Raw genomic sequence first — 24,511 nt, 5'->3', positions numbered from 1 at the left:
ACGTGGGCGGCGGCGATCGGTCGCCGTCTCGACAGGGCGAGCGGCGCGCCGGATGCCGTCGACCTCAGTCCGCCTCGTCGTCCCGGCGCCCCGACACCTGTTCGCGAAGCCCGGCGTTCTCGTCCTCCAGATCGAGCACCCGCCTGATCCCGGCGAGGTTGATGCCCTCACCGCGCAAATCGGTAACGCGCTGCAGGCGGGCGACGTCGTCGTCGCTGTATCGGCGTGTGCCTCCGTCGCTGCGCGCGGGGGTGAGGAGCCCCTTGGCCTCGAAGAGACGCAGGCTGGCCTCGGGGAGCCCGCTCAATTGCGCGGCGACGGCGATGCCGTAGAGGGGGGTTCGCGGGTCACGCTCGGTCATCGGCAGATTTCCTTCTCAACGACTTGCATTCTAGCGGCAATCTGATCTATAAAAAATCTATAGCGCGAGATGCAGATAATCTCGTGGACCTTCGCCCGAGAGGGCGCGCACGAAAGGAGAAACTCATGGCACTGTCATTCGACCCGTTCAGTCAGCTCGATCGCTTCGCTGCGAGCGTTCTGGACTCCGTTCGGGCACCCCGGCTGATGCCCGTCGACCTCTACCGCGACGGCGACCGTTACCTGCTCCACGCCGATCTCCCGGGCGTGGACCCCGGTTCGATCGACGTCGACGTCGACGGATCCCAGCTCACGATCCGCGCCCAGCGCACGGCGGACAGCCTTGAGGGCGTCCGTTGGCTCGCCCGCGAACGCGGCGCCGGCCAGTTCCTGCGCCAGTTCACGCTCGGCGATGGGGTCGACCTCGATCGCATCAGCGCCTCGTACGAGAGCGGGGTGCTGTCGGTGATCATCCCGGTCAGCGAGCGCGCCAAGCCGCGTCGCATCGAGGTCGAGTCCGGCGACCAGCGGCAGGCGATCGACGCCTGATCCCTCGCGGGGTCGCGCCGGCGGACCCCGTCGCGACCCCGCGACCGGTGATCACCGCCCCGCTCGTCCACCACCTCAAGGAAAGGGGGAACGCCATGGCGCTCTCGACCGACCTCGACCGCTTCCTCGCCGGAATGGAGTATCCGGCGGTGCGGGACGATCTGCTACGCGAAGCCGCGCGCGAAGGCCTGTCCGCCGAGGACAGGGCCGTGCTCGATGCTCTGCCGGAGCAGAGCTACGGCGCCGCCTGGCACGTCCGCTACCGACTCGCCCGGCAGGCCCTGGCCGGCATCTTCTCTCCTGGCGAACCGGCCCACGCCTGACAGGCGCCGCGCAGGAGGACGGGGCGGGGAATTCCCCGCCCCGTCCTCCTGTTACGGATGGGGATGACTTCCACCGCTCTCTCCGTCCTCGACCTCGTCCCGGTCCGCTCCGGGCAGACCAGCGCGGAGGCCATCGCCGCCTCCCTCAGCCTCGCGCAGACCGCCGATCGGCTGGGGTACCGCCGCTACTGGTTCGCCGAGCACCACAACATGCCGGCCGTGGCATCCACGACTCCGCCGGTGCTGATCGCCGCCGCCGCGACCCGCACCACGAGCATCCGGCTGGGCTCCGGCGGCGTGATGCTCCCGAACCACGCCCCGCTGATCGTCGCGGAGCAGTTCGCCGCACTGGAGGCCATCGCCCCCGGACGCATCGACCTCGGTCTCGGCCGGGCGCCGGGCAGCGACCCCGTCATCACCCAGCTGCTCCGCGGCTCCGGCACCACGAGCGACGTCGAGCAGTTCCCCCGGCACGTGCAGGACATCGCGGCGCTCCTCTCCGGAGACGGCGCCACCGTCCGCTTCACGTCCGGCGGCGAGTACACGGTGCACGCGACGCCCGCCGCCACCAGCTCTCCCGAGGTGTGGCTGCTCGGCTCGAGCGACTACTCGGCGCAGCTCGCGGCATCCCACGGCCTGCCGTACGTGTTCGCCAACCACTTCTCCGGCCAGGGGCTGGAGCGCGCCCTCGACCTGTACCGCACCGGCTACCGCCCGAGCGAGGAGCACCCAGAGCCGCGCACCTTCCTCACCGTGAACGCCGTGGCCGCGCCGACGCAGGACGAGGCGGAGGCCCGCGCTCTCCCCCAGCTCCGCATGATGGCGCGACTGCGTCTGAACAAGCCGCTGGTCGCGCTGGAGACGGTCGAGCAGGCCGTCGCCGCCTCGGCGGAGGCGGATGCCGCCACCGAGCAGGTCGTGTCGGCCGCCCGCGAGCGCTGGTTCGTCGGCACCGGGGAGTCGGTCGCCGCCGAGGTGCGCGGGTTCGCGGAGCGGTACGGCGTCGACGAGGTCATGCTGTCTCCGGTCGCCGCGTCGTACGACGCGGAGCCCCGCGACTCCTCCCCCGGCCGCGCGCAGACGCTGGAGCTCATCGCCGCCGCGATGTGAATCGCCGCACGAGGGTGGTCTTCTGTGCGGGACAGGCGTAGCGTCGCCCGCAACGGAAGGAGTTCGATGATGAGTACCACGAAGACCCTCGCTCTCTGGGTCGCCTACGGCACGAACGGAGTCGTCGGCAGCATCCGCCACGACGACGACGGCTACACGGTCGTGATGGCAGGGTCGGATGCCGCAACAGGCAGCTACCCCAGCCTGGCGTCGGCGAAGGGCGCTCTGCACTCCCGCATGACGCCGGGCAGCGCCTGGCCGCTGTTCCGCGAGCACTGACCCCGCCCGGGTCCGCAGGATGGGTCAGGAATGACGCTCCGGGGAGTCTCTCCCCGGCATTTCTGATCCATCGTCGCGTGCCCGCACGCGAGGGCGGTCAGGCGTCGGGCTCTCCGGAAAGGATGCCGCGCAGCCAGTCGCGCGCCTCGACGAACACGTCGTCGGAGTAGCGCTCCGGGTACTGCACGATCTGCCTGTCGGCGCGGGGGTAGGAGCCGAGGAACACCACTCGGGGGCTGAACCGGCGGATGCCGAGCAGCGCGTCGGCCATGCGCTCGTGCTCGATGTGACCGTCGGCGTCGATGACGAACCGGTAGCGACCGAGCGCGTCGCCGATGGGGCGGGATTCGATCAGCGACAGGTTGATGCCGCGGGTCGAGAACTGCTCGAGCATCTCGAGCAGCGAACCGGGGCGGTCGTGGGGCAGCTCGACGATGAGCGAGGTCTTGTCGGCCCCGGTGGGTTCCGGCGAGCGCGTCGTGCGGGTCACGAGCACGAAGCGGGTGACCGCCTGGGCGTTGTCGCCGATGCCATCGGCGAGCACGTCCACGTCGTAGTGCTTCACGATGCCGGGGGGCGCGATCGCCGCCTGGGCGGGGAGCGAGCCGTCGAGCACGCCGATCGCGGAGGCGACGTTGCTCGCGGCCGGCACGTGGGAGTGCTGCGGCAGGTGCTCGCCGAGCCAGCCGTGGCACTGGGCGTAGGCGACGGGGTGGGCGGCGATGACGGAGACGTCCTCGAGCCGGGTGCCCCGGGGCGCCACCAGCACGAAGTTCACCCTGACGAGGTACTCGCCGATGATCCGCAGTCCTGGCAGCGTGGCCAGCGCGTCCTGCGTGGTGGAGACGCCGCCCTCGATCGAGTTCTCGATCGCGATCATCGCGGCATCCGACACCCCCGACAGCACGTCGTCGAGCGCTTCCCCGACGTTGTGCACGGGGCGCCATTCCTGGCCGCGCGCCTCGGGGACCTGGTCGAGCGCCGCTTCGGTGAACGTTCCTGCGGGGCCGAGGTAGCTGTAGGTGCGGCGTTCAGTCACGCGTTTCACCTTAGCCGTCCGCGTCGCACGTGAGACTCCCGCCGACGAAAACCTTCACACCTCTGGAAATGAGACGTGCGCGAACGGCCCGCTCGGTGCAGACTGTCTGCATGACGAGCCGTGCCGGCCTCCCCGCGGAGGAAAGTGACCTCATCGACGTCGACGAGCTGATCGCCGCCTACTACGACCGCGTACCGGACCCCGGCGTCGCCGCCGAGCGCGTCGTGTTCGGCACCAGCGGCCACCGCGGCTCCTCGCTGTCGAACAGCTTCAACGAGAATCACATCCTCGCGACCACCCAGGCGATCGTCGACTATCGCACCGGCCAGGGCATCACCGGCCCGCTCTTCCTCGGACGCGACACCCACGCACTGTCCCTCCCCGCCGAGCGCAGCGCCATCGAGGTGCTCATCGCCAACGGGGTGGACGTGCGCGTCGACTCCCGCGACTCCTGGGTGCCGACGCCGGCGCTGAGCCACGCGATCCTCACCTACAACCGCGACCTGGCTCCGGATGCCGCGGGCCGCGCCGACGGCATCGTGGTCACCCCGAGCCACAACCCGCCCCGCGACGGCGGCTTCAAGTACAACCCTCCGCACGGCGGCCCCGCCGACACGGATGCGACCGGCTGGATCGCCGACCGCGCCAACCAGCTCATCGCCAACGGCCTCGACGGCGTCAAGCGCATCCGCTACGCCGACGTCGACGGGGACACGATCGGCGAGTACGACTTCCGCGACGCGTACGTGCGCGACCTCTCCACCATCATCGACGTCGACGCCATCCGCCGCGCGGGCGTGCGGATCGGCGCGGACCCGCTGGGCGGAGCATCCGTCGAGTACTGGGCGCTCATCAAGGAGGTGCACGACCTCGACCTCACCGTCGTGAACCCTGAGGTCGACCCGACCTGGCGTTTCATGACGTTGGACTGGGACGAGAAGATCCGCATGGATCCGTCCTCCCCCTCGGCCATGGCCTCCCTGGTCGCCAAGAAGGGCGACTACGACGTGCTCACGGGCAACGACGCGGATGCCGACCGCCACGGCATCGTGACCCCGGATGCCGGTCTCATGAACCCCAACCACTACCTCGCGGTCGCGATCGACTACCTGTTCTCGCACCGCGCCGAGTGGCCGCGGGATGCCGCGATCGGCAAGACGCTCGTGTCGTCGATGATCATCGACCGCGTCGCCGAGTCGCTGGGTCGCCGCCTGCTGGAGGTGCCGGTCGGGTTCAAGTGGTTCGTGCCCGGCCTGCTCGACGGCTCCGTCGCGTTCGGCGGGGAGGAGTCGGCCGGCGCCTCGTTCCTGCGCAAGGACGGCACCGTCTGGTCGACCGACAAGGACGGCATCCTGCTGTGCCTGCTCGCCGCCGAGATCATCGCCGTGACGGGCAAGACCCCGTCGGAGCGGTACCGCGAGCTGGAGGAGGCGTTCGGGTCGTCCGCGTACCAGCGCGTCGATGCGCCGGCCTCGCCCGAGCAGAAGGCCGCGCTGGCGAAGCTCGCCCCCGAGGCGGTGTCGGCGTCGACTCTCGCCGGCGAGCCCATCACCGCGAAGCTGTCGCACGCACCGGGCAATGGCGCGGCGATCGGCGGCCTCAAGGTGCAGACCGAGCACGCCTGGTTCGCTGCCCGCCCCTCGGGCACGGAAGACGTCTATAAGCTGTACGCCGAGAGCCTCCTGGGCCCCGAGCACCTCGCCGAGGTGCAGTCGGAGGCCCGCGCCGTGGTGTCCGCCGCGCTCGGGGGCTAGGGCGCGCGGATCTCACCGCGTCTCGTCTCGCTCCGCTCGCTCGACGACCCGCTCTGTTGCCCCCGGCCGCTGAGCGAGGAGCGCAGCGACGAGACGAACGCCTCAGCGGATGCTGCGGGCGAGCGCGGCGCCGGCCTCGACGAGCCAGCGAGCGGGGTCGGCGAGAGCGGCCTCCGACGATCCGGCGAGCGCCGCCAACGAGGCGGATGCCGCGAACGGCGAGGTGTCGGCATCCGGGGTGATGCGGCCGGCCGCGAGCAGCGCGCGAACCCCCGCGTCGGCGGCCAGGGCGGAGATGTACGAGGGCACCTTGCCGTCGCCGGACTGCCCGTCGTACGACCCCTCGCCCGTGATCACCACGTCGGCGCGGGCGATCGCGTCGGCGAGCCCGATGAGCGATGCGACCTCCGCCGCACCGGGGGCGAGGGCCGCGCCCCACACCACGAGTGCGGCGCCGGTTCCTCCGGCCGCGCCCGCACCGGGCATGGACGCGTCGAGGCCCAGCAGCCCGGCGAGACGTGCGAGCCCTGCGTCCACGACGGGGACGTCGGATGCCGTGAGCCCCTTCTGCGGGCCGAACACGGCGGCGGCGCCGCGTGGACCGGTCAGCGGGTTGGTCACGTCGGTGAGCACGAGCGTCGATGGCGCCGACCGCAGACCCGCGAGGTCGACGGAGGCGAGGTCGGCGAGTCCCCGAGCCCCGCGGGCGACGGGTGCTCCCGCGGCGTCGAGGAACCGCGCTCCGAGAGCGGTCAGCATGCCCATCCCGCCGTCGGTCGACGCACTGGACCCGATCCCGACGACGAGCCGCGAGACGCCGTGGTCGAGCGCCGCGTCGATCGCCTGTCCGAGTCCGGTGGTGTCGGCATCCCACGGGCGCAGCGTCGCGAGGAGCTCGATGCCCGACGTGGAGGCGAGGTCGACGACCGCGGTGCCGCCGGGTGCCTCGTCTGTGGGTGGCAGCAGCAGCCAGGCCGTGCCGATCGGTTCGCCCGCGTGTCCGTCGACGGTGACCGGCATCCGCTCTGCGCCCGGCACCGCCGCGGCGAACGCGGCGACCGTGCCCTCTCCCCCGTCGGCCATGGGTCGATGCACGAAGGAGGCGGCGGGGTCGACGGAGGCCCATCCCGCGGCGAGCGCGTCCGCGGCGTCCGCGGCCGTGATCGTGCCCTTGAAGCTGTCGGGCGCCAGGACGACGGAGGTCATGCGAGACCGGGAGTGCTCGCGCGCACGATCACCTCGAGCGGGAGCGGCGCCTGCTGCCAGTCCGCGTCGACGGTCGCCCGGAACGCCTGGTAGCCGACCTCGCTGAGCGGCACCCGGACCGTCGTGAGGGCTGGCGCGACGTCGCTGCTGGACGGCACGTCGTCGAAGCCGCACACCGCGATGTCCTCGCCCACGGCGCGTCCGGCGTCGCGGATCGCCGACATCGCTCCTATCGCGACGATGTCGCTCATCCCGAACACCAGGGTGCCGGGTTCGACGCCCGCGGCGAGCTGGGCGGCCATCAGGGCCGTGCCCGACTCGCGGCGGAAGTCACCGCGCAGCACGCGGTCGACCGAGCCACCACCCGCGGCGAACCCGGTCTCGAAGCCCGCGAGACGCTCGTCGGAGGTCAGCACGCCCTCCGCGGCCCCGATCAGGATCGCTGACCGGTAGCCGAGCTGGGCCATGCGCTCGCCCAGCGCCCGCGCACCGCTGCGGTTGTCGATCTCGACGTGGCGTCCGTCGCCCTCGCCGGCGCCGAAGGTCACGATCCGCCCGCCCAGGCGCGAGAACTCTGCGAGCTCGCGCGCCGTTCCCGTGTCGGGCGGCCCCGTGGTGCGGGAGGCCGCGAGGATGAGCCCCTGAGGGCGCTGTCCGCGGAGCGCCCTCACGATGCGGGCCTCGCGCTCGGGGTCCCGTTCGGTGATCGCGATCGTGACGACGAGACCGTGCTCGTCCGCTCCGCGCGCGACGCCGGAGGCGATGAGTCCGAAGTACGGGTCGGCGATGTCGGCGACGAGCAGGGCGATCACGGGAGAGGTTCCCCTGGCGGTCGACTGCGCGGAGACGTTCGCCGTGTACCCGAGTTCCGATGCCGCCCGCTCGACGCGCTCGCGGAACGACTCGGCGACCTTGCGCTCCGAGCCGTTGAGGACACGGGATGCGGTGGCGAGTGAGACGCCGGCCTCGCGCGCGACGTCGTGCAGGGTCGGGGCCGCTCCGCGCGCATGCCGCGGCCGGCGGACCGGGGAAAGGCTTTCCGGCGTGCTCATGACCCGAGCATACTGGGATGACCGACAGACTCCGAGAGGTGTCGCAGCCTGGCAACCGCTTGCCGGTTCAGGCCATCCTCGCGAGAGCGCTCTCGTCGATCGCGTGCAGCAGGGGCTCCCCTGCGACGAGGCGCTCCAGCTCCTCTCCCACGAGCTCGCCCATCGCCCCGCGGTCGGCGCCCATGGAGCCCGCGACGTGCGGTGTCAGCTCGACGTTCTCGAGCTCCCAGAGCGGCGAATCGGGCGCGGGCGGCTCGTCGACCGTCACGTCCAGGAGCGCCGTGAGGTCGGTCCGGCGCGAGAGCACCGAGACCAGTGCGGCCTCGTCGATCAGCCCGCCCCGAGCGGTGTTGACGAGCGTCGCGCCCTGCGGCATCCGCTCGAGCAGCGCAGCGCCGATCATGCCCGTCGTCGCCGGCAGCAGCGGGGCGTGCAGACTCACGACCTCCGAGCGCGAGAACAGCTCCTCGATCGAGACGAGCTCGATCCCCAGCTCCGCAGCCGCCGCGGGGGAGGCGTAGGGATCGGCGGCGAGCAGACACACGCCGGTGCCCTGCAGCCGCTCCGCGACACGGCGGCCGATCGCGCCGAGCGCCACCAGCCCGACCACGCTGCTCCGCGTTCCGGAGGCGAACTGCGCCGCGGCATCCTTCGACCGCAGCTCGCGGTAGGCCCGCCGCGCTGCGGGCACTCCGCGGGCGGCGAGCACGATCTGCGCCGCCGTCATCTCGGCGACGGGCTCGGCGTTCGCCGCGGCCGCCGAGACCACCGTGATCCCTCGCGCCCAGGCGGCATCGGTGACGATGTGCTTGACCGATCCGGCCGCGTGCAGCACCGCCGTCAGCCGCGGAGCGCGCTCCAGCAGGGGCGCGTCGATCACCGGAGCCCCCCACCCCGTGAGCAGCACGTCGACGTCACGCAGCGCCTCGGGGTCCGCCGCCAACTCCTCTGCGGTGAGGAACGGTCGGACCAGGTCCACGGTACGGTCGATACCTGCCAGAACCTCTGCCGGATAGACGTCGTCTCGACGTCGCTCCTCCATCACCAGCCGCGCTCGCATGCGCTCCATGTGCTCTCCTTCGAAGGCGAAACATCCGATCAATGATTGACAGTGCTCGCGTCCCTAGGTTAGATTCGCCAACGACGTCTTGCAAAGTGGCAAGCGTTTGCCAAACCCTGGAGAACCCATGCACACAAAGATGAAAGCAGCCGCAATCCTGGGCGTCGTGACGCTCGCCCTTGCCGGCTGCTCCAGCACGGCCGCCCCCGAAGGCGGTTCCGGCGTCACGCAGGACGAGGATGCCGTCCTCGAGATCTGGACCCGCACGACCCCCGGAAGCCCCAGCGAGGCGGCGACGATCCGGCAGGTCGAGGCGTTCACGGAGGCCACCGGCTACAAGGCCGAGGTCACCGCGATCTTCGACGACTTCGAGATCAAGCTCGCCCAGCGTGCAGGGCAGAAGGACCTGCCCGACATCGTGCTCAACGACGTCAGCCAGCTCGGCACCATGCAGTCCCAGGGCATCCTCCGCGAGATCGACCTCAAGGACATCAAGAACTCCAAGGACATGACGGCGCAGGCGCTCGAGGCCGGCAAGGCCGTCGACGGCAAGACCTACGGCATCCCGTACTCAGCACAGGCGAACGCGCTCATGATCCGGAGCGACTGGCTGCAGAACCTCGGCCTCGAGGCGCCGACCGACTGGGACGAGATGCTCGAGGTCACCACGGCCTTCACTGAGAAGGACCCCGACGGCAACGGCCAGGCCGACACCTACGGCCTCGCGGTTCCCGGATCGACCAAGCGCGGCTACGCCTCCTGGTACTTCTCCAACTTCCTGTGGGCCGCGGGCGGCGACTTCATCACGGGCTCCGGCGACGAATGGCTGCCGTCGATGAGCTCCGACGAGGCGATCGAGGCCGCGACCTGGTTCCGCGACCTGCAGTGCAAGGCCGGGGTCGTCCAGCCGGGCGCTCCCAGCATGGACACGCCGCCGACCAACGAGGCGTTCGAGTCCGGCGTCGCGGGCATGTACCTGACCGGCCCGTACATGATGCCCCGCTTCGACAAGGTGCTGGGCGCCGACAAGTACACCGTCGTCCCCGCCCCCAAGGGTCCGAAGGACTCCTCCGTGCTCGCCGAGGGCGGCACGGTCTACCTGATGGCCGGCTCCGAGAACGAGAAGGGCCAGACGGCCTTCGCAGACTGGTACGTCAGCCCCGACGCCCAGAAGTTCGGCATGGAGGGTACGGATGCCTTCGCGATCCAGCTCCCGGTGAACGAGAAGGTCGACATCGCCGACGTGCGCGACGACCCCCGCTGGCAGACCTTCGCGACCGCCTACCAGGAGAGCGGCCACTACGCGCCGACCATCCCGAGCTGGACCCCGGTCCGCCAGATGAGCGCCGACACCATCAACGCGCTGCTCGCCGACTGCTCGCTCGACGTCGAAGAAGAACTCACCAAGCTCGACGGCAAGCTGACGGCCGAGCTCCTGACGCAGGGAATCCTCAAGCAGTGACCATCCACACAGCCGACGCCGCGACCGCGGCCGACGCACCCCAGGCAGCGGCGGGGGCCATCGCGTCCCCGCCGCCCGCCCGGCGGCGCCGCCGCCGCCATCGAGTGCAGGGCCAGTGGTGGGTCCCGTGGGCCTTCCTCGCCCCCGCCCTGCTGCTGTTCCTGATCTTCCGCTACATCCCGATGTTCCAGGCCGTGGGCATGTCCGTCGAGAACGTCCGCCCCTACCTCGGCAACGAGTTCGTGGGGTTCAAGAACTACGAGACGATCCTCACCGACGCGGCCTTCCGCGACGCGACGATCAACACGCTCGTGCTCGCCCTCGGGCAGACCGCGGGCTGCCTCATCCTCGGCTTCCTCCTCGCGCTCCTGCTGGAGGGCCAGACCCGCAAGCTCTCCTTCATCCGATCCGCGGCGTTCCTGCCCGTGGTCGTCCCGATGGCCGTGGTCGCCGAGCTGTGGCGCATCATGTACCACCCGTCTCCCGACGGGTTCCTGAACTCGATCATCGACATCATGGGCATCGCCCCCAGCGAGTACATCAACAGCCCGGACTCGGCCATGTGGTCGATCATGCTGATGGGCATCTGGCGCGGCGGCCCCTACGACATGATGATCATCCTCGCCGGTCTCGCCGGCATCGACCGCGGGCTGTACGAGGCCGCGACGGTCGACGGCGCGAACCGCTGGCAGCGGATCGTCCACGTGACCCTCCCCGGACTCCGCCCGGTGTTCACGATCCTGTTCATCCTCGCCGCCATCCGCGGCTTCCGGGTGTTCACCGAGGTCTACCTGATGACCAACGGCGGCCCGAACGGCGCCACCGAGGTCGTCATGACCCTCCTCTACAAGCTCGGACTGGAGCAGCAGAAGCTCGGGGTCGGATCGGCGGGCGCAGTGCTGCTGTTCCTCGCGACCCTCGTGCTGACGCTCACCGTGCAGCTGCTGCTGCGGAAGAAGAAGGACGCATGAGCGCCGGAACCGATACCGCTCTCGGACTCACCGAGAGCCGCACCGTCGTCGGAATCGGCGTGAAGGTGCTGCTGTACGCCGTCGTGGTCGTCCTGTTCGCAGGCCCCCTCGTCGCGCTGCTCTCCGGCGCCTTCAGCGAGGTCTCTGACCCGACGGAGCTCAGCGTCATCCCCAACCGGCCCACGCTGGACAACTTCGCGGTCGCCTTCGACTTCGGCGTGCTCGGCTACCTCATGAACTCGTTCTTCGTGGTCGGCTTCGGCCTGCTGCTGCAGGTCGTCGTGTCGGTGCTCGCCGGCTACGCCCTCGCCCGCAAGAAGTTCCGCTTCTCGGCGCTGGCGATGGTCGCGATCCTCGCCACGATGATGCTGCCCGATGAGATCCTCGCCCTGCCGCTGTCGATCCTCCTGGCCGACCTCCCCCTCGTGCACATCAACCTGATGGGCACGCTCGCGGGCATGATCGTCCCGATCGGCGCCTGGGCGTTCTCGATCCTCGTCATGACGGAGTTCATGAAGGACGTGCCGCTCGAGCTGGAGGAGGCCGCACGCATCGACGGCGCCAGCGAGCTGCGGGTCTTCGCGCAGATCATCGTCCCGCTGTGCAAGCCCGCCCTCGGCGTCATCGGCGTGTTCGGCTTCACGATGATCTGGGACCAGTACCTGCTGCCGCTGCTCGTCTCGACGTCGAGCGACACCTACACGCTCCCCCTCGCGCTGCGCACGCTGCGCATCGAGCCGGAGGTCACTCCCGGCGTGGTCATGGCCGCGTCGCTGCTCGCGCTCGCGCCGTCGGTGATCGTGTTCCTGCTGTTCCAGCGCTCCTTCGCCCGCGGACTCACGTCCGGCGCTCTGAAGGGCTGACCCGTGGGCGTGATCGTGGTCGACGGCGTGCCCGATTTCCGGGACGTCGGCGGCATCCCGGCATCCGGCGGGGTGATCCGCACCGGGCGCCTGTTCCGCTCGGGTCACCTCGCCGCGGTCGACGCGGGTGGGGCGGATGTCGTGCGCTCCCGCGTCCGCCGCATCGTCGACCTCCGCGCCGACGACGAGGTCTCCGAGGACGCCACCGCCGTCGACGGCGTCGCGATCACCCGGCTCCCGCTCTACCTCGGCTCGACCCGCTCCTTCTTCGTCGAGGACTACAGCCTCGGCGAGATCTACGCGCACCTGCTCTCCCGCTCATCGGTGCAGCTCGTTGAGGCCGTGCGCATCATCGCCGCGGGCGAGCCGACGCTCGTGCACTGCACCGCAGGCAAGGACCGCACCGGAGTCACGATCGCGCTCGCGCTCTCGGCCGTCGGCGCCGACCGCGAGGCCGTCGTCGCCGACTACGCGCTCACCGCCGGCCTCATCCCCGCCGAGCACCGCAGGGCCACCTCCGCGCGGCTCGCCGAGAAGTACCCCGAGTCCCGCCACGCGTGGATGCTCGCGACCGAGTCCCCCGCCGAGGTCATGCGCGACACCCTCGCCGCCCTCGACGCGGAGTGGGGATCGGCCGCCGACTACCTCCGCGCCCACGGCGTCACATCCGACGAGCTCGCCGCGCTCCGCGACGCCCTCGTCTCCCCCGCAGACCCCTCAGAAGGAGCATCGTCATGACGGCATCCGCCGACCTCGCCTGGTTCACCGAGGCGCGCCTCGGGATGTTCGTGCACTGGGGCCTGTACTCGCTGGCCGCCAGGCACGAGTGGGTCAAGAACCGCGAGCGCATGACGGATGCCGAGTACGAGCCGTACTTCGCGCACTTCGATCCCGACCGCTACGACCCGCGGGCCTGGGCGCGCACGGCGAAGGCCGCGGGCGCCGGCTACGTCGTGCTCACCGCGAAGCACCACGACGGCTTCTGCCTGTGGGACTCCGCGCTCACCGACTACACCTCGATGAACACGCCGTTCGGTCGCGACGCCGTCGCCGAGTTCGTCGACGCCTGCCGGGCCGAGGGGCTCCGCGTGGGCCTCTACTACTCCCTCATCGACTGGCACCACCCCTCGTTCCCCGTCGACGGCACGCACCCGCAGCGCGACGACGAGGAGTTCAAGGCCGCAGCCGCCGACCGCGACATCCGCGACTACCAGCGCTACCTGCACGGGCAGGTCCGCGAGCTCCTCACCGGGTACGGGCAGATCGACTACCTGTTCTTCGACTTCTCCTACAGCCACCGCCCCGACTACTGGGGCGGCAAGGGGGCGGCGGACTGGGATGCCGAGAACCTGCTGAGCATGGTCAGGGCGCTGCAGCCGAACATCATCGTGAACGACCGCCTCGGCATCCCCGGCGACATCGTCACCCCCGAGCAGTACCAGCCCCTGAAGCCGATGGAGCGCAACGGCGTCCCCGTCGCGTGGGAGGCCTGCCAGACCCTCGACGGCAGCTGGGGGTACGACCGCGACAACCTCGACGCGAAGAGCCCGGAGTCGCTGATCAAGCTGCTCATCGACGGTGTCTCGAAAGACGGCAACCTGCTGCTCAACGTCGGACCCGACGGCCGAGGGCGCCTCGACGCGACGGCGCAGCGCACCTTCGACGAGATCGCCTCCTGGATGGACGATCACGCCCGCTCCGTGCACGGCGCCGGCCCCGCCCCGTGGCAGGCGCCCGGCGACACCCGGTACACGCTCCGCGGCGACCGCCTGTACGTGCACCTGTTCTCCTGGCCGTTCAAGCACCTGCACCTGCCCGGCCTCGCCGGCAAGGTGGGCTACGCGCAGCTGATGGCTGATGCCTCCGAGCTGGTGCCGCTGCACGTCGACCCGAACCGGGTCGCGCAGAACACGCTCATGGGCGGCCTCCCCGACGGGACGCTCACCCTGCAGCTGCCGGTGCAGCGCCCCGACTCCCCCGTGCCGGTGATCGAGCTGTTCCTCACCGACGCCCCCTGAGCCGGTCGGGCCCCTCACCCCTCACGCTTCCGCCCCTCGGGATCGCGCGCCGAGGGGCCCGACCCTCCACCCCCCATCCCTCGACGAGGAGGAAAAAATGAAACGCCGAACCTTCATCCTGTCCGCCGTGGCCGGCGCCGCTGCGGCGGTCACCATCCCGCAGCAGGCGGGCGCCGCCGTGCTCGGCCGGCCGTCCGCGGCATCCGCCCGCGATCGCATCGCGCCGATGCTGCCCGGCCGCGGGCCGTACTCGCACGTGTCGAGCATCGCCGAGCTGCAGACCGCGGTGCGCGCGATGACCAAGGGCGGCACGATCATCGTCGCCGACGGCACCTACGCCGTGCCGGACGGCGCCCCCATCGACCTCACCGGGGTGGGCGGACGCGGCAACAAGCCGCTCACGATCATGGCGGCGACCGTCGGGGGCGTCACCCTCACCGGAGCGCAGAGCTTCGTCTTCGACGGCACGCACGACCTCGTCATCAGCGGCTTCGTGTTCACGCAGTCGACGATGATCGAGGTCCTGCCGACCTGCAACGCCGTCACGTTCAGCCGCAACGAGTTCCGCCTGGCCGACATCGAGGGCATGCACTTCATGATGGTGCGCGCCGACAACACGGTGATCGAGTACAACCACTTCCACAGCAAGTCGACGCTGGGGCTGTTCCTCGGCATCGAGGGCGCGAACTCGACCGAGATGGCCGAGAACGTGCACATCCACCACAACTACTTCTCCGACCACTCCTTCCCCGGAGACAACGGCGGCGAGCCGATCCGCCTCGGCGTCAGCCCCCGCGCGCTGAGCAGCGCCTACGCGATCGTCGAGTACAACCTCTTCGAGCGCACGAACGGCGACCCTGAGGCGATCTCGGTGAAGTCCAGCGACAACACCGTGCGCTTCAACACCTTCCGCGACAGCGGCGGCGGCATCGTGCTGCGGCACGGCAACCGCACGCGCGTGGAGTCGAACCACATCATCCGCGGCCAGCGCGGCATCCGCATCTACGGCAACGACCACGTCATCGTGAACAACTACATCGGCGAGACCGCCGACACCGCCGTCGTGCTCGGCGCGGGCACCGTGCGCGACCACTACGAGGGGGAGCCTGCGAACTCCCGCAACAAGAACGACGCGGTCGACCGCGTGCGCGTCGCGCTCAACACGATCGTGGGCAACGCGGGCGGCATCTCCGGTGAGACGCATCGCCCGATCCCCCCGGCCGACTGCGTGATCGTCGACAACATCATCCAGGGGGATGCCGGAACCCTCGCGAGCGTGCCCACCGGCACCGGCTTCACGTGGGCGGGCAACATCCTGTGGGGTGCGGCGCCCGACGGCGACCTGCCTGCGTCCGGCTTCACGCGCGTCGATCCGCTGCTCGCCCGCGACGCCGCCGACGTGCTGCGCATCGGCAGCGGCAGCCCCGCCGTGAACGCGGGGACCCAGGACCACTCGGCGTTCGTGCGAGACGACATCGACGGTCGCAAGCGCACCGGTGCGGCCGACGTGGGCGCGCACGAGCTCGGCTGGGGCCACGCGAAGCGCGAGCCCCTCACCCCCGAGGACGTCGGCCCCCTCGCCTGCTGAGCACGCAGGAGGGGCGGATGCCGTCGGCATCCGCCCCTCCTGCGTCTCCCTCGCGGGTGACGGATCAGCGGGCGGCGGGGCCCGTCGACCCGCGCACGACGAGCGTGGTCGCGAGGTCGAAGCCATCGGCCGAGACCTCGGTGTCCGTCACACGTCCGAGAAGCGCCGCCATGGCGTGGTCGCCACCCTCGCGCAGCGGCGACTTGATCGTCGTGAGGGGCGGCGAGGTGAAGTCGGCCCCGAAGATGTCGTCGAAGCCGACGACGCTGATGTCGGCGGGGATGCGGATGCCGGTCTCGACGAGCTCCTGCATGAGGCCGATGGCGATGAGGTCGTTGTAGGCGATCACGGCGGTGGCGCCGCTGTCGCGCACGGCCACCGCGGCGCTGCGGCCCCCGGCGACGGTCGGTGCGACGGAGTCGAGCGTCGCGAGCTCGATGTGCGCCCACTCGCAGCGCTGGGCGAGCAGCTCGCCGCGGCGCCGGGCCATCCACGACAGCGGAGGACCCGGTACGTACGCGATGCGGCTGTGGCCGAGCCCGCGGAGGTGACGGACCGCCTCGGCGATGCCGTGCTGCACGTCGGGGATCACCGACAGCACATCGTCGACGAGGCGGTTCACGACCGCGACCGGCTTCTGCCGCGCGAGGGCCGTGATCTGCTCGTCCGACATGCGCGGGGTGGCCAGCAGCATCCCGTCGACCATGCGCAGCATCCGCTGGGCGCGCTCGTACTCGCGCTCGTCCGACTCCTCGGACTCGGTGAGAACCAGCGTGTAGCCCGACCGGGTGGCCGCCGCCTCCGCACCGCGGATGACGTCGAAGAACACCGGGTTCGTGATGTCGGAGACCACGAGGCCGACGATCGAGGTGCGCCCGGTCGGCAGCGCCCGCGCCATCGGGTTGACGTGGTAGTTGAGGGTCTCGGCTGCTGCGCGGATGCGGCGCTCGGTCACGGCGTTCACGCGACCGGGCCGGTTGAGCGCACGAGACACGGTCGACGGATTGACGCCGGCGAGCTTGGCGACGTCGTAGATCGTCACGCTCTCGGACGCACGCACGGCCTCCGACTCGGCGGGCGATCCGACCGCGATGTCGTCTGCCATGCCTAGCTCCTCACTGGTTCGACCCGCGTCGCCGCTGCGACGGGATCTTCTTCCAGCCTACGGAGTTCTCGTCCGATCGCCGCGCGCATTGCGGCGGCGGTTCCCCCCGCCCCGTCCAGGAGAGTGTCGATCTCGGCGGGCGAGTGGCCGCCGGCGATGGCCCAGGCCGCGATGACGGATGCCGGGGCCGCGGCATCCGCTCCCGATCGCAGCGCGTGGTCGATCACGGGGACGATGCGGACGGGCAGCTTGTGGGCGCCGTCCGTCGCGATCTGCGCGAGCAGGTGACGGATGCGCGGGTTGGCGAACCGGACGCGCGTCGCGGCGATCGCGTCCTCGACCTCGCCGCGGGGCAGCACGCAGCTCTCCGCGGCGACGGTCCAGTACTCCTCCACGAGGTCGCGCAGGGCGGGGTCGCCGAAGGCGGAGGCCACGTCGTCGATGCCGCGCAGCAGCCCGTGGTAGGCGAGCAGGGAGTGCGCGCCGTTGAGCAGCCGCAGCTTGCGCTGCTCGTACGGTGCGAGGTCGCGCGTGAACCGCACGCCGACGCGTTCCCACGCAGGACGCGGCCCGGCGAAGCCGTCTTCGATCACCCATTCCGAGAAGGGCTCGGTGACGACCGTGCCCTCGTCGCGGATGCCGGTGGCGCGCTCGACCTCGTCGATGTCGGCATCCGTCGTCCGGGGGGTGATGCGATCGACCATCGAGGAGAGGAACACGACGTGCTCGTCGATCCAGTCGGCGAGGGTGTGGTCGATCCTCATCGCCGCGTCGAACACGGCGTCCCGGGCGACGTCTCCGTTGCTGCCGAGGTTGTCGCAGCTGATGACGGTGAGCGCCCCCGCGCCCGAGGCGCGCCGGGCCGCGAGACCGCCGGCGAGCCTCGTCGACGCGGTGCCGCCGGGCAGGTAGCCCGCCTCGGTGACGGTGAGGGTGACGATGTGGGTCTCAGGGGCGGCGAGCGCCTGCTCCCAGAGGGCTCTCTCGGCGCCGTCGTGGACGGCGCGGATGCTGCGCACCTCGCTGAAGCCGTCTCCCTCCGTGCCCCTGGTGACGAGCGTGTACCGGCCGCCCCTCGCCTCGAGGAGGCGGGCCTGGGTCGCCGAGCGCCCGGTGAAGGCGACGATCCGCCAGGGCTCTCCGACCTCAGCCGCGCGGTCGGTGTACCAGGCCTGATGGGCACGGTGGAAGGCGCCGACGCCCAGGTGCGCGATGGTGGGCGCCTCGGTCTCTGACTGCCCGTGCGGCATGCGTTCTCCTCCGGTCGGATGCCGACGACGGCGTCGACTTCCGACATTCTATGGCAAACGGTTGCCAACCGCACGGGAGAACAGGTACCGTCGATGAGGGGATCCCCGTATCCCCCCGCACGACCGCCGAAGGACAGCATGCCGACCACGAAGATGCATCCGGATCGACTGTTCCCCAGCGATCCCGCCACCCGAGACATCGCCCGCGAGCTCTACGCCTCCGTCGCCGACGCCCCGATCTGCTCCCCGCACGGTCACGTCCCCGCCGCCCTGCTCGCCGAGAACGAGCCGTTCGCCTCGCCCACCGACCTGCTCATCACGGGCGACCACTACGTCACCCGCGTGCTGCACGGGGCCGGCATCCCCCTCGGCCGCGTGCAGGCGCCCTCCGGCGAGCCCGCCGTCGACCCTCGGGAGGCCTGGCGCGTGCTCGCCGCGCACTGGCGCCTCTTCCGGGCGACGCCCGTGCAGTACTGGCTCGAGTACCAGCTCAGCGAGGTCTTCGGGGTCACCGCACGGTTGAGCGCCGACACGGCGGACGCGATCTACGACGAGGTCGCCGAGCTCCTGCGCGAAGACGAGTTCCGCCCCCGTGCGCTGTTCGAGCGCTTCGGCGTCGACGTGCTCGCCACCACCGACGACCCCGCAGACGACCTCGCCGCGCACCGCGCCCTCGCCGCCGACCCCAGCTTCCACGGCAGAGTGCTGCCCACGTTCCGCGCGGATCGGGTGATGGACCCGTCCGCGCCCGGATGGCTCGCCGCCGTCGATCGGCTGGCCGCGGCATCCGGCATCCCCTGCGGCACCTACGAGGGGATGCTGGCGGCGCTGCGCGCCCGACGCGCGTACTTCCGCTCGGTCGGCGGCACCGCGACCGACACGGGGGTGGCCGACGCATGGGCCGTTCCGCTCGACCCCGCCGAGGCCGCGCGCATCCACGTCGCCGGCTTCCGCGGCCGTGCGACCGCCGCGGAGGGGGTCGCGTACCGCCGCGACATCCTCTACCGGCTCATCGAGATGTCGGCCGACGACGGCATGGTGATGCAGCTGCACCCGGGGGTGCATCGCAACCACCACGCGCCGACGCTCGCGCGCCACGGCGCCGACACCGGCCATGACCTGCCGCTGCCCACCACGTACACCGAGCCGCTGCGTCAGGCGCTGAACGACTTCGGCACAGGCACCGCGCTTCGGCTCGTGCTGTTCACGGTCGACGAGACCGCGTTCTCGCGCGAGCTCGCCCCCCTCGCCGGCTTCTACCCCAGCGTGTACGTCGGCGCCCCGTGGTGGTTCCTCGACACCCCCGACGCGATGGAGCGCTACCGCCGCGCCATCACCGACAGCGCGGGCTTCGCGAAGACCTCGGGCTTCATCGACGACACGAGGGCGTTCTGCTCGATCCCCGCGCGTCACGACATGGCACGCAGGGCCGATGCCTCGTACCTCGCGTCGCTCGTCGCCACGCACCGGCTGACCGAGGCGGATGCCGCGGAGATCGCGCTCGACCTCGTGCAGCGCATCCCCTACGACACATTCCGCATCCCGCGCTGAGCTCTGGCGCCCCGTTCGCGCGACCCCGACCGAGGTCGTCCGCACCTCACCGCGTTTCGTCTCGCTCCGCTCGCTCAACGACCCGCTGAGGCGAGGGCCACTCCCTCACCCGGTCACGCCGGCGAGGGCGCCCCCTCACCCGGTCGTTGAGCGAGGAGCGCAGCGACGAGACGAAACGCCCCGATCCGCGCGACCCCGACCGAAGTCGCACGACCCTCACCGCGTTTCGTCTCGCTCCGCTCGCTCAACGACCCGCGCCCCGCACGCGAAACGACCGCCCCTCGCGAGAGGGACGGCCGTTCCGATCGGCGGGCTACGGGGCGCTCGGGCCGACCTTCGAGGTGGTCAGCGGAGCACGGGTCGCCGCGTTGCTGGTCGCCTCATGGGCGCCGACGTCGTAGACGCCCGCACGCTGACGACCCTCGATGTCATCCGTCACCCACGTGCCGTGGTCGGCCATGAACGCCGCGTTCACCGCGGGGCTCGACGAGCCGATCTTCCACACGCCCGTGGCATCCTGGGCGAGCTGCGGGTTGACCCGCGTGTAGCCCACCGTGGGGATGTTGCCGTTGGCGGCCGACCCCCACAGGATGTTGCCGCGCCAGTAGAAGTCCTGCATGAGCGGGACGTCGGCGAGCTTGTTCGTGCTGCCCTGGAAGATGTTGTCGACGATCGTCACGTTCCGCGGCTCCACCGTGCGGTGCGTCTCGCCGGCCAGGCCGTTGACGTTGTTCACGACGGTGTTCAGTCCGATGCGGATGCGGTCGGGAGCGTCGTACTTCTTGCGCGAGTCGGCGCTCTCCCCCACGAAGTGGTCGCGCACCGTGCCGGAGCCGACGATGATCGCCCCATCGACGTTGCTGATGCCGCTCACGTAGTTGTTCATGATCACGTGGTCGTTGCCGTAGATGCGGATGCCGTTCTCACCGTTCAGGATGTAGTTCGACAGCACCTTGTTGTTGTTGCCGTGGCGCAGCACGATGCCGCCCTTGCTGTCGCGGATCGTGTTGTAGCGGATGGTGTGCCCGCTGGACTTGACCGAGATCGCCTCGGGGTCGCCGTTCGCGTTCTCGAACAGGTTGTACTCCACGATCGCACCTCCGCTGGAGAGGGCCTTCGGGCTGGTGCCGAGCCTGATCGACTCGCCGCCGTTGGCTCCGGCGAAGGTCTGGTCGGAGAAGTAGTTGTGGTGGATGTGGGAGTTCTTGGCGACGGTGTCCGTCCCCGGTCCCTCGATGCCGAGGTAGACGCCGATCGTGCTCTTGCCGTGGAACCAGTTGTAGGCGATCTCCGAGTCGTCCGAGCGGACGATCAGGTTGTGCTCGGCCGACTGGGCGAAGAGGAACTCGTTGCGGATGAAGTCCACCGCCTTGCTGCTCGAGCCCACGTCGATCGTGGTCGACTGCGTGAACCTGAAGCCCTGGATGCTGACGTCGTGCACGCCGGAGAAGGAGAAGCTCGATGATCCGGTCAGCGTCACCCCGCCGACGGTCTCGGCCTTGATGGTCACCGGCTCGGACGAGGTCCCGGAGGCGCCGGAGCCGAGGCTCACCGCGGAGGAGACGCTGTAGCTGCCGTTCTTCAGCACGATCGTGTCACCGGGATCGGAGTTGTTGATGGCCGTCTGCAGCGCCGAGATCGAGGTGACCGTGGTGGTCGAACCGCTGCTGCTGCCGCCGCCCGGGGTGCCCGGCGTGCCGTAGACCTGCAGCTCCCAGAGCGAGTAGCCGTAGGCGGTGCCGCGCGCGGTGCCGTGCACCCGCAGGTAGCGGCCGGTGCCGTTGAGCCCTGTGATGTCATCGGTGCCGCCGTCGCCCGCCGTCTCGTTCTTGAGCGTGGTCCAGGTCGTGCCGTCGTCCGAGATCTGCACCGTGTATTTCGATGCGTACGCGTCCTCCCAGTTCAGCAGCACCCGAGACACCGAGGCTCCGGCGCCCAGGTCGACCGTGATCCACTGCGGATCGACGCCCTCCTGGCTCGCCCAGCGGGTGGTCGAGGATCCGTCCAGAGCGGCGGATGCGGGGAACGCGGACGTCTCCACAGAGGATGCCGTCGCCGGACGCCCCTGCGAGATGAGCGTCTCGGCGAGGGGGCCGACCTCGGTGGAGGTCAGCGGGCCCGCCTGGCCTGCCGGCGACGCCGGTGCGGCGGACTGGGGTGTGATCTCCGCGGCGCCGGCCGCAGCCGGCACACAGGTCAGCGACAGGGTCGCGGCGGCGAGCACCGCGATGACCCGATGGGTGGTCTTCATATGCAGCTTCCGATCTTCATCGATGGGGAGACGCGGTCAGGGGGTGACCGCGACGTTGGTGAGCCCGGAGGTGGCGCCTGTCACGGTGTTCGAGGCGTAGACCTTGTTGGGGTTGGCTGAGCACTTCGAGGTCGAGGAGACGAACACCGCGTAGCGGCCGACGCCCCCGAGGTCGGAGTCGTTGCCGCGCCAGATGTTGCCGCATCCCCAGCCGGTGAGCGGATTGTGGGTCTCGTAGCCGTTCGCGAAGACGCCGGGAGAGGAGAAGGTTCCGGTGTTGTCCTCGAAGAGGTACCCGTTGCCCTTGACGTCGATCCAGGAGTCGGCCGAGTTCTGCCCGGAGAGCCCGGTGCCGTCGAAGGTGTTGCCGCGGACGACGCCGCCCTCGGTGCCCTCCTTGACGTCGATGTGCTCGGCGGCGATCCCGGGGCCGAAGGCGTTGTCGAGCACCTGGACGCGGTCGGAGCGGTCACGCCCGGACGAATCGGCGTAGCAGGTGAAGTTGGAGTTCGCGGAGCCGAGGTAGAGGCCCTCGCCGTACCCGGGCTGGGCGAGTCCGGTGCGCATGATCTGCGAGTTCTTGATGACGCCGTCGGCGGAGGACTTCCGGAAGTGCACTCCCTCGTCGTCGATGTCGCGCACGAGCACCCCGTCGATCGTGACGTGGGTCGCCGTGTCGAGCACGATGCCCTTCTTCGCGTCGGCGACGGTGAGGCCCGAGACGTTCCAGTAGGAGGCGCCGTACAGCCAGAGACCGTATCCGGAGTCCCAGCCGTCGCCGGGGTGCGGGCATCCGTTCAGGGTGCCGCTGGGGCCGTCATTCGTGATGACGGCCGTGCGCGGCCCGGTGAGCGTGATGGGAGCGGATGCCGTGCCCGGCGTCGTGGCGACGAAGCTGCCCTGGTAGGTCCCCGGCGCGAGGCGGATGGTCTGGCCGGGGGTCGCGGCCGCGAGGGCCGACGTGAGCTGCGCCGCCGTGGAGACGTCGACGATCGTGCCGCCGCCCGGTGTGCCGGTGCCGGCCGTGCCGTACACCTGGACCTCGTACAGCGAGTATCCGTACGAGGTGCCGCGGGCGGTGCCGTGGATGCGCAGATAGCGTCCGGTGCCGTTCAGCCCCGTGATGTCGTCGGTGCCGCCGTTGCCCGCCGTCTCGTCCTTCAGCGTCGTCCACGACGCCCCGTCGGCGGAGATCTGCACTCGGTACTTGGACGCGTACGCGGCCTCCCAGTTCAGCAGCACCCGCGATACGGACGCCCCGGCGCCCAGGTCGATCTGGATCCACTGCGGGTCGACGCCCTCCACGCTCGCCCAGCGCGTCGTTCCCGACCCGTCCACCGCGGCGGATGCCGGGAATGCCGATGTCTCCACGGACGACGCCGTGGCCGGACGCCCCTGCGAGATCAGGGTCGCCGCGGTGACGGAGGCCGCCGGCTGAGCCGCGACCTGAGTCATGGCCGCGGTGGCCGCGGACGCTGCTGCCGGAGTGGCGCCCGTGGTCACGGATGCCGAGGCCGCCGGCGATGCGGCGCCCGTGGAGGCGGAGGCCGCTGTGGCGACGCCGAGTGGCAGCGCGACCGCGGCGGCGACGCAGGCCGTGAAGAGGCGCCTGCGGAAGGAAGTGGATCGTGCGTGTGACATCGTCGTCTCCTGCGCGTTCGGAAGAGCATCCGTCGGAGCCGGTCAGCCCCGTTCGTAAAACTTCTTACCATTAGTCGGCCGGTGTACGCCAGTGTTTTTGGCAAACGTTTGCCAGCCGGACGACACCACTCTACGACACGGGACCGCTCCCGAGCCAGCACGAATGCTCACGCGCAATCGGCACCTCGCGCCGGTACACGGCGGGCGCAGCGACATCCGGTGTCGGATCGAGGGAGTCGCTTCCCCGCCGTGAGCGCGGCGCCCGACGTCAGACGGCGAGGTAGGAGCGCAGCGTCGCCGCCTCGGACGCGAGGAGCGACGGGTCATCGCCGGGCACGAACTCCAGCAGCGCGTCGCGCGGCGGCTGCGCGGCGGCGCGCGCATCGGAGAAGAAGCGCGTCCACAGATCTGCGCGCTCGCGGAGCGGGAGGCGCTCCTTCACCGGCCACCAGGAGAAGACGTGGGCGGCGCTCGTGTGGGCCGCGATCTGTCGGTACTCGTCGATGGCGTCATCGACGGATGCTGCGACCGTCGGCTGCCAGTAGGTGCGCAGGTGCGGACTCCCGACCTCGGCGAGGAGCCGCAGCGTCGAGGGGGCGGTGGCGGCGAGGGTGCCGGAGTGGAACTCCAGCGCCAGCTCCATGTCCCGCTCTCCGGCTTCGGATGCCGCGGCCCGCAGCCGCTCGACGGCCCGAGTCCACTCGGCATCCGTCGCTTCCGCGGCATCGACGGAACCCGCCCAGATCCGCACGCGGTCGGCGCCGAGGGCCTCCGCGCTGTCGAGGACGGGGGCGATGTCCTCCCCCGAGCCCGCCCGGAAGTACGACCCGTACGATGCCACCGCGAGGCCCGCATCCCTCGTCGCCCGCGCGACCCGCTGCGCCCGGACGGTGTCACCCGCAGGCACGTGCACGTCGCCGCCCCACTCGATCGCCTCGAGCCCGGCATCGGCGGCGAGCGCGACGATCTCCTCCGGCCCGAGCGCTCGGAAGGTCACCGAGCAGAGCCCTGCGCGGATCCTGGTCATGTGCTCATCCTCTCGTGTTCTCTCCTGCAGTGCCGCAGCTTCGTCTCGCCGG

At 70.7% G+C, this 24,511-nt stretch carries 22 protein-coding genes; 12 read left to right on the top strand and 10 right to left on the bottom strand.

The features are described 5' to 3' along the window. Window positions 1-64 precede the first annotated feature (64 nt). The gene (locus MRBLWH10_RS00685) at window positions 65-361 is read right to left on the bottom strand and encodes a MerR family transcriptional regulator (RefSeq protein ID WP_341941268.1); all 297 of its coding nucleotides are present in this window, start codon (window positions 359-361) and stop codon (window positions 65-67) included. Window positions 362-486: 125 nt separating this feature from the next. Here MRBLWH10_RS00685 and MRBLWH10_RS00680 point away from each other — a divergent pair, with 125 nt between their 5' ends. The 4 genes from MRBLWH10_RS00680 to MRBLWH10_RS00665 all read left to right on the top strand — a co-directional run bounded on the left by MRBLWH10_RS00680 (window position 487) and on the right by MRBLWH10_RS00665 (window position 2,621). After that, on the top strand, window positions 487-909 hold the full coding sequence (locus MRBLWH10_RS00680) for an Hsp20/alpha crystallin family protein (protein WP_341941267.1): 423 nt from the start codon (window positions 487-489) through the stop codon (window positions 907-909). A gap of 95 nt (window positions 910-1,004) precedes the next feature. Further along, a complete protein-coding gene (locus tag MRBLWH10_RS00675; protein ID WP_341941266.1) occupies window positions 1,005-1,232 on the top strand; it encodes a DUF2795 domain-containing protein in 228 nt (75 codons plus the stop codon). Between the two features lie 63 nt (window positions 1,233-1,295). Further along, a complete protein-coding gene (locus MRBLWH10_RS00670; RefSeq protein ID WP_341941265.1) occupies window positions 1,296-2,342 on the top strand; it encodes an LLM class flavin-dependent oxidoreductase in 1,047 nt (348 codons plus the stop codon). Between the two features lie 69 nt (window positions 2,343-2,411). Next, the gene (locus MRBLWH10_RS00665) at window positions 2,412-2,621 is read left to right on the top strand and encodes a methyltransferase (protein ID WP_341941264.1); all 210 of its coding nucleotides are present in this window, start codon (window positions 2,412-2,414) and stop codon (window positions 2,619-2,621) included. Window positions 2,622-2,718: 97 nt separating this feature from the next. On the opposite strand, the gene pheA is transcribed toward MRBLWH10_RS00665, so the two are convergent. After that, window positions 2,719-3,669, bottom strand: coding sequence for a prephenate dehydratase (pheA, locus tag MRBLWH10_RS00660; RefSeq protein WP_341941263.1), 951 nt, complete (start codon window positions 3,667-3,669; stop codon window positions 2,719-2,721). Between the two features lie 101 nt (window positions 3,670-3,770). On the opposite strand from pheA, the gene pgm reads away from it, so the two are divergent. Then, window positions 3,771-5,414: a phosphoglucomutase (alpha-D-glucose-1,6-bisphosphate-dependent) gene (gene pgm / locus MRBLWH10_RS00655; protein WP_341941262.1), complete on the top strand. Its 1,644-nt coding sequence runs from the start codon at window positions 3,771-3,773 to the stop codon at window positions 5,412-5,414. Window positions 5,415-5,516: 102 nt separating this feature from the next. Here pgm and MRBLWH10_RS00650 read toward each other — a convergent pair whose 3' ends face one another. The 3 genes from MRBLWH10_RS00650 to MRBLWH10_RS00640 form a co-directional block, all read right to left on the bottom strand. Then, entirely contained in the window at window positions 5,517-6,620 is a 1,104-nt protein-coding gene (locus tag MRBLWH10_RS00650) for a glycerate kinase (RefSeq protein WP_341941261.1), read from the bottom strand. After that, window positions 6,617-7,672: a LacI family DNA-binding transcriptional regulator gene (locus tag MRBLWH10_RS00645; RefSeq protein WP_223585861.1), complete on the bottom strand. Its 1,056-nt coding sequence runs from the start codon at window positions 7,670-7,672 to the stop codon at window positions 6,617-6,619. Before MRBLWH10_RS00645 ends, MRBLWH10_RS00650 begins: the two co-directional genes overlap by 4 nt. Window positions 7,673-7,739: 67 nt before the next feature. Continuing rightward, window positions 7,740-8,741 carry a hydroxyacid dehydrogenase gene (locus MRBLWH10_RS00640; RefSeq protein ID WP_341941259.1) on the bottom strand — a complete coding sequence of 334 codons (1,002 nt, stop codon included), beginning with the start codon at window positions 8,739-8,741 and terminating at the stop codon, window positions 7,740-7,742. A gap of 130 nt (window positions 8,742-8,871) precedes the next feature. Between MRBLWH10_RS00640 and MRBLWH10_RS00635 the strand changes: the two genes are divergently transcribed. The 6 genes from MRBLWH10_RS00635 to MRBLWH10_RS00610 all read left to right on the top strand — a co-directional run bounded on the left by MRBLWH10_RS00635 (window position 8,872) and on the right by MRBLWH10_RS00610 (window position 15,634). Then, a complete protein-coding gene (locus MRBLWH10_RS00635) occupies window positions 8,872-10,194 on the top strand; it encodes a sugar ABC transporter substrate-binding protein (protein WP_341941258.1) in 1,323 nt (440 codons plus the stop codon). After that, complete coding sequence (locus tag MRBLWH10_RS00630; RefSeq protein ID WP_341941257.1) at window positions 10,191-11,165, top strand: sugar ABC transporter permease; 975 nt, start codon at window positions 10,191-10,193, stop codon at window positions 11,163-11,165. Before MRBLWH10_RS00635 ends, MRBLWH10_RS00630 begins: the two co-directional genes overlap by 4 nt. Beyond that, complete coding sequence (locus tag MRBLWH10_RS00625; protein ID WP_105672930.1) at window positions 11,162-12,028, top strand: carbohydrate ABC transporter permease; 867 nt, start codon at window positions 11,162-11,164, stop codon at window positions 12,026-12,028. Before MRBLWH10_RS00630 ends, MRBLWH10_RS00625 begins: the two co-directional genes overlap by 4 nt. Before the next feature lie 3 nt (window positions 12,029-12,031). Further along, window positions 12,032-12,766 (top strand): tyrosine-protein phosphatase, encoded by a 735-nt coding sequence (locus tag MRBLWH10_RS00620; protein ID WP_341941256.1) that lies wholly within the window; start codon window positions 12,032-12,034, stop codon window positions 12,764-12,766. Further along, on the top strand, window positions 12,763-14,046 hold the full coding sequence (locus MRBLWH10_RS00615) for an alpha-L-fucosidase (RefSeq protein ID WP_341941255.1): 1,284 nt from the start codon (window positions 12,763-12,765) through the stop codon (window positions 14,044-14,046). Before MRBLWH10_RS00620 ends, MRBLWH10_RS00615 begins: the two co-directional genes overlap by 4 nt. Window positions 14,047-14,143: 97 nt before the next feature. After that, window positions 14,144-15,634 (top strand): polysaccharide lyase 6 family protein, encoded by a 1,491-nt coding sequence (locus MRBLWH10_RS00610; protein WP_341941254.1) that lies wholly within the window; start codon window positions 14,144-14,146, stop codon window positions 15,632-15,634. A 64-nt stretch (window positions 15,635-15,698) separates the two neighbouring features. On the opposite strand, the gene MRBLWH10_RS00605 is transcribed toward MRBLWH10_RS00610, so the two are convergent. Next, window positions 15,699-16,739, bottom strand: coding sequence for a LacI family DNA-binding transcriptional regulator (locus tag MRBLWH10_RS00605; protein WP_341941253.1), 1,041 nt, complete (start codon window positions 16,737-16,739; stop codon window positions 15,699-15,701). Window positions 16,740-16,741: 2 nt separating this feature from the next. Continuing rightward, on the bottom strand, window positions 16,742-17,989 hold the full coding sequence (locus MRBLWH10_RS00600; protein ID WP_341941252.1) for a mannitol dehydrogenase family protein: 1,248 nt from the start codon (window positions 17,987-17,989) through the stop codon (window positions 16,742-16,744). 138 nt (window positions 17,990-18,127) lie between these two features. On the opposite strand from MRBLWH10_RS00600, the gene uxaC reads away from it, so the two are divergent. Beyond that, window positions 18,128-19,540 (top strand): glucuronate isomerase, encoded by a 1,413-nt coding sequence (uxaC, locus tag MRBLWH10_RS00595; protein WP_105672936.1) that lies wholly within the window; start codon window positions 18,128-18,130, stop codon window positions 19,538-19,540. 313 nt (window positions 19,541-19,853) lie between these two features. Here the strand turns inward: uxaC and MRBLWH10_RS00590 are convergent, their stop codons facing one another. From MRBLWH10_RS00590 to MRBLWH10_RS00580, 3 genes are all read right to left on the bottom strand, one after another. After that, window positions 19,854-21,791 (bottom strand): chondroitinase-B domain-containing protein, encoded by a 1,938-nt coding sequence (locus tag MRBLWH10_RS00590; protein WP_341941251.1) that lies wholly within the window; start codon window positions 21,789-21,791, stop codon window positions 19,854-19,856. A gap of 36 nt (window positions 21,792-21,827) precedes the next feature. Further along, window positions 21,828-23,432, bottom strand: a complete 1,605-nt coding sequence (locus MRBLWH10_RS00585; RefSeq protein ID WP_341941250.1) for a discoidin domain-containing protein — start codon at window positions 23,430-23,432, stop codon at window positions 21,828-21,830. A 268-nt stretch (window positions 23,433-23,700) separates the two neighbouring features. After that, window positions 23,701-24,459 (bottom strand): TIM barrel protein, encoded by a 759-nt coding sequence (locus MRBLWH10_RS00580; RefSeq protein WP_341941249.1) that lies wholly within the window; start codon window positions 24,457-24,459, stop codon window positions 23,701-23,703. Window positions 24,460-24,511 lie beyond the last annotated feature (52 nt).

Source organism: Microbacterium sp. LWH10-1.2 (assembly GCF_038397765.1).
In the GTDB taxonomy this organism is placed as follows: Bacteria; Actinomycetota; Actinomycetes; order Actinomycetales; family Microbacteriaceae; genus Microbacterium; species Microbacterium natoriense.
The sequence above is the reverse complement of the archived record's forward strand: the minus strand, read 5'-3'. Positions and strand labels throughout refer to the sequence as shown.

Bases quoted from the DNA above. Each gene is read 5' to 3' on its own strand.
- MRBLWH10_RS00685 (WP_341941268.1), bottom strand. From the start codon at position 361: ATGACCGAGCGTGACCCGCGAACCCCCCTCTACGGCATCGCCGTCGCC.
- MRBLWH10_RS00680 (WP_341941267.1), top strand. From the start codon at position 487: ATGGCACTGTCATTCGACCCGTTCAGTCAGCTCGATCGCTTCGCTGCG.
- MRBLWH10_RS00675 (WP_341941266.1), top strand. From the start codon at position 1,005: ATGGCGCTCTCGACCGACCTCGACCGCTTCCTCGCCGGAATGGAGTAT.
- MRBLWH10_RS00670 (WP_341941265.1), top strand. From the start codon at position 1,296: ATGACTTCCACCGCTCTCTCCGTCCTCGACCTCGTCCCGGTCCGCTCC.
- MRBLWH10_RS00665 (WP_341941264.1), top strand. From the start codon at position 2,412: ATGAGTACCACGAAGACCCTCGCTCTCTGGGTCGCCTACGGCACGAAC.
- pgm (WP_341941262.1), top strand. From the start codon at position 3,771: ATGACGAGCCGTGCCGGCCTCCCCGCGGAGGAAAGTGACCTCATCGAC.
- MRBLWH10_RS00650 (WP_341941261.1), bottom strand. From the start codon at position 6,620: ATGACCTCCGTCGTCCTGGCGCCCGACAGCTTCAAGGGCACGATCACG.
- MRBLWH10_RS00645 (WP_223585861.1), bottom strand. From the start codon at position 7,672: ATGAGCACGCCGGAAAGCCTTTCCCCGGTCCGCCGGCCGCGGCATGCG.
- MRBLWH10_RS00640 (WP_341941259.1), bottom strand. From the start codon at position 8,741: ATGGAGCGCATGCGAGCGCGGCTGGTGATGGAGGAGCGACGTCGAGAC.
- MRBLWH10_RS00635 (WP_341941258.1), top strand. From the start codon at position 8,872: ATGAAAGCAGCCGCAATCCTGGGCGTCGTGACGCTCGCCCTTGCCGGC.
- MRBLWH10_RS00625 (WP_105672930.1), top strand. From the start codon at position 11,162: ATGAGCGCCGGAACCGATACCGCTCTCGGACTCACCGAGAGCCGCACC.
- MRBLWH10_RS00615 (WP_341941255.1), top strand. From the start codon at position 12,763: ATGACGGCATCCGCCGACCTCGCCTGGTTCACCGAGGCGCGCCTCGGG.
- MRBLWH10_RS00610 (WP_341941254.1), top strand. From the start codon at position 14,144: ATGAAACGCCGAACCTTCATCCTGTCCGCCGTGGCCGGCGCCGCTGCG.
- MRBLWH10_RS00605 (WP_341941253.1), bottom strand. From the start codon at position 16,739: ATGGCAGACGACATCGCGGTCGGATCGCCCGCCGAGTCGGAGGCCGTG.
- MRBLWH10_RS00600 (WP_341941252.1), bottom strand. From the start codon at position 17,989: ATGCCGCACGGGCAGTCAGAGACCGAGGCGCCCACCATCGCGCACCTG.
- uxaC (WP_105672936.1), top strand. From the start codon at position 18,128: ATGCCGACCACGAAGATGCATCCGGATCGACTGTTCCCCAGCGATCCC.
- MRBLWH10_RS00590 (WP_341941251.1), bottom strand. From the start codon at position 21,791: ATGAAGACCACCCATCGGGTCATCGCGGTGCTCGCCGCCGCGACCCTG.
- MRBLWH10_RS00585 (WP_341941250.1), bottom strand. From the start codon at position 23,432: ATGTCACACGCACGATCCACTTCCTTCCGCAGGCGCCTCTTCACGGCC.
- MRBLWH10_RS00580 (WP_341941249.1), bottom strand. From the start codon at position 24,459: ATGACCAGGATCCGCGCAGGGCTCTGCTCGGTGACCTTCCGAGCGCTC.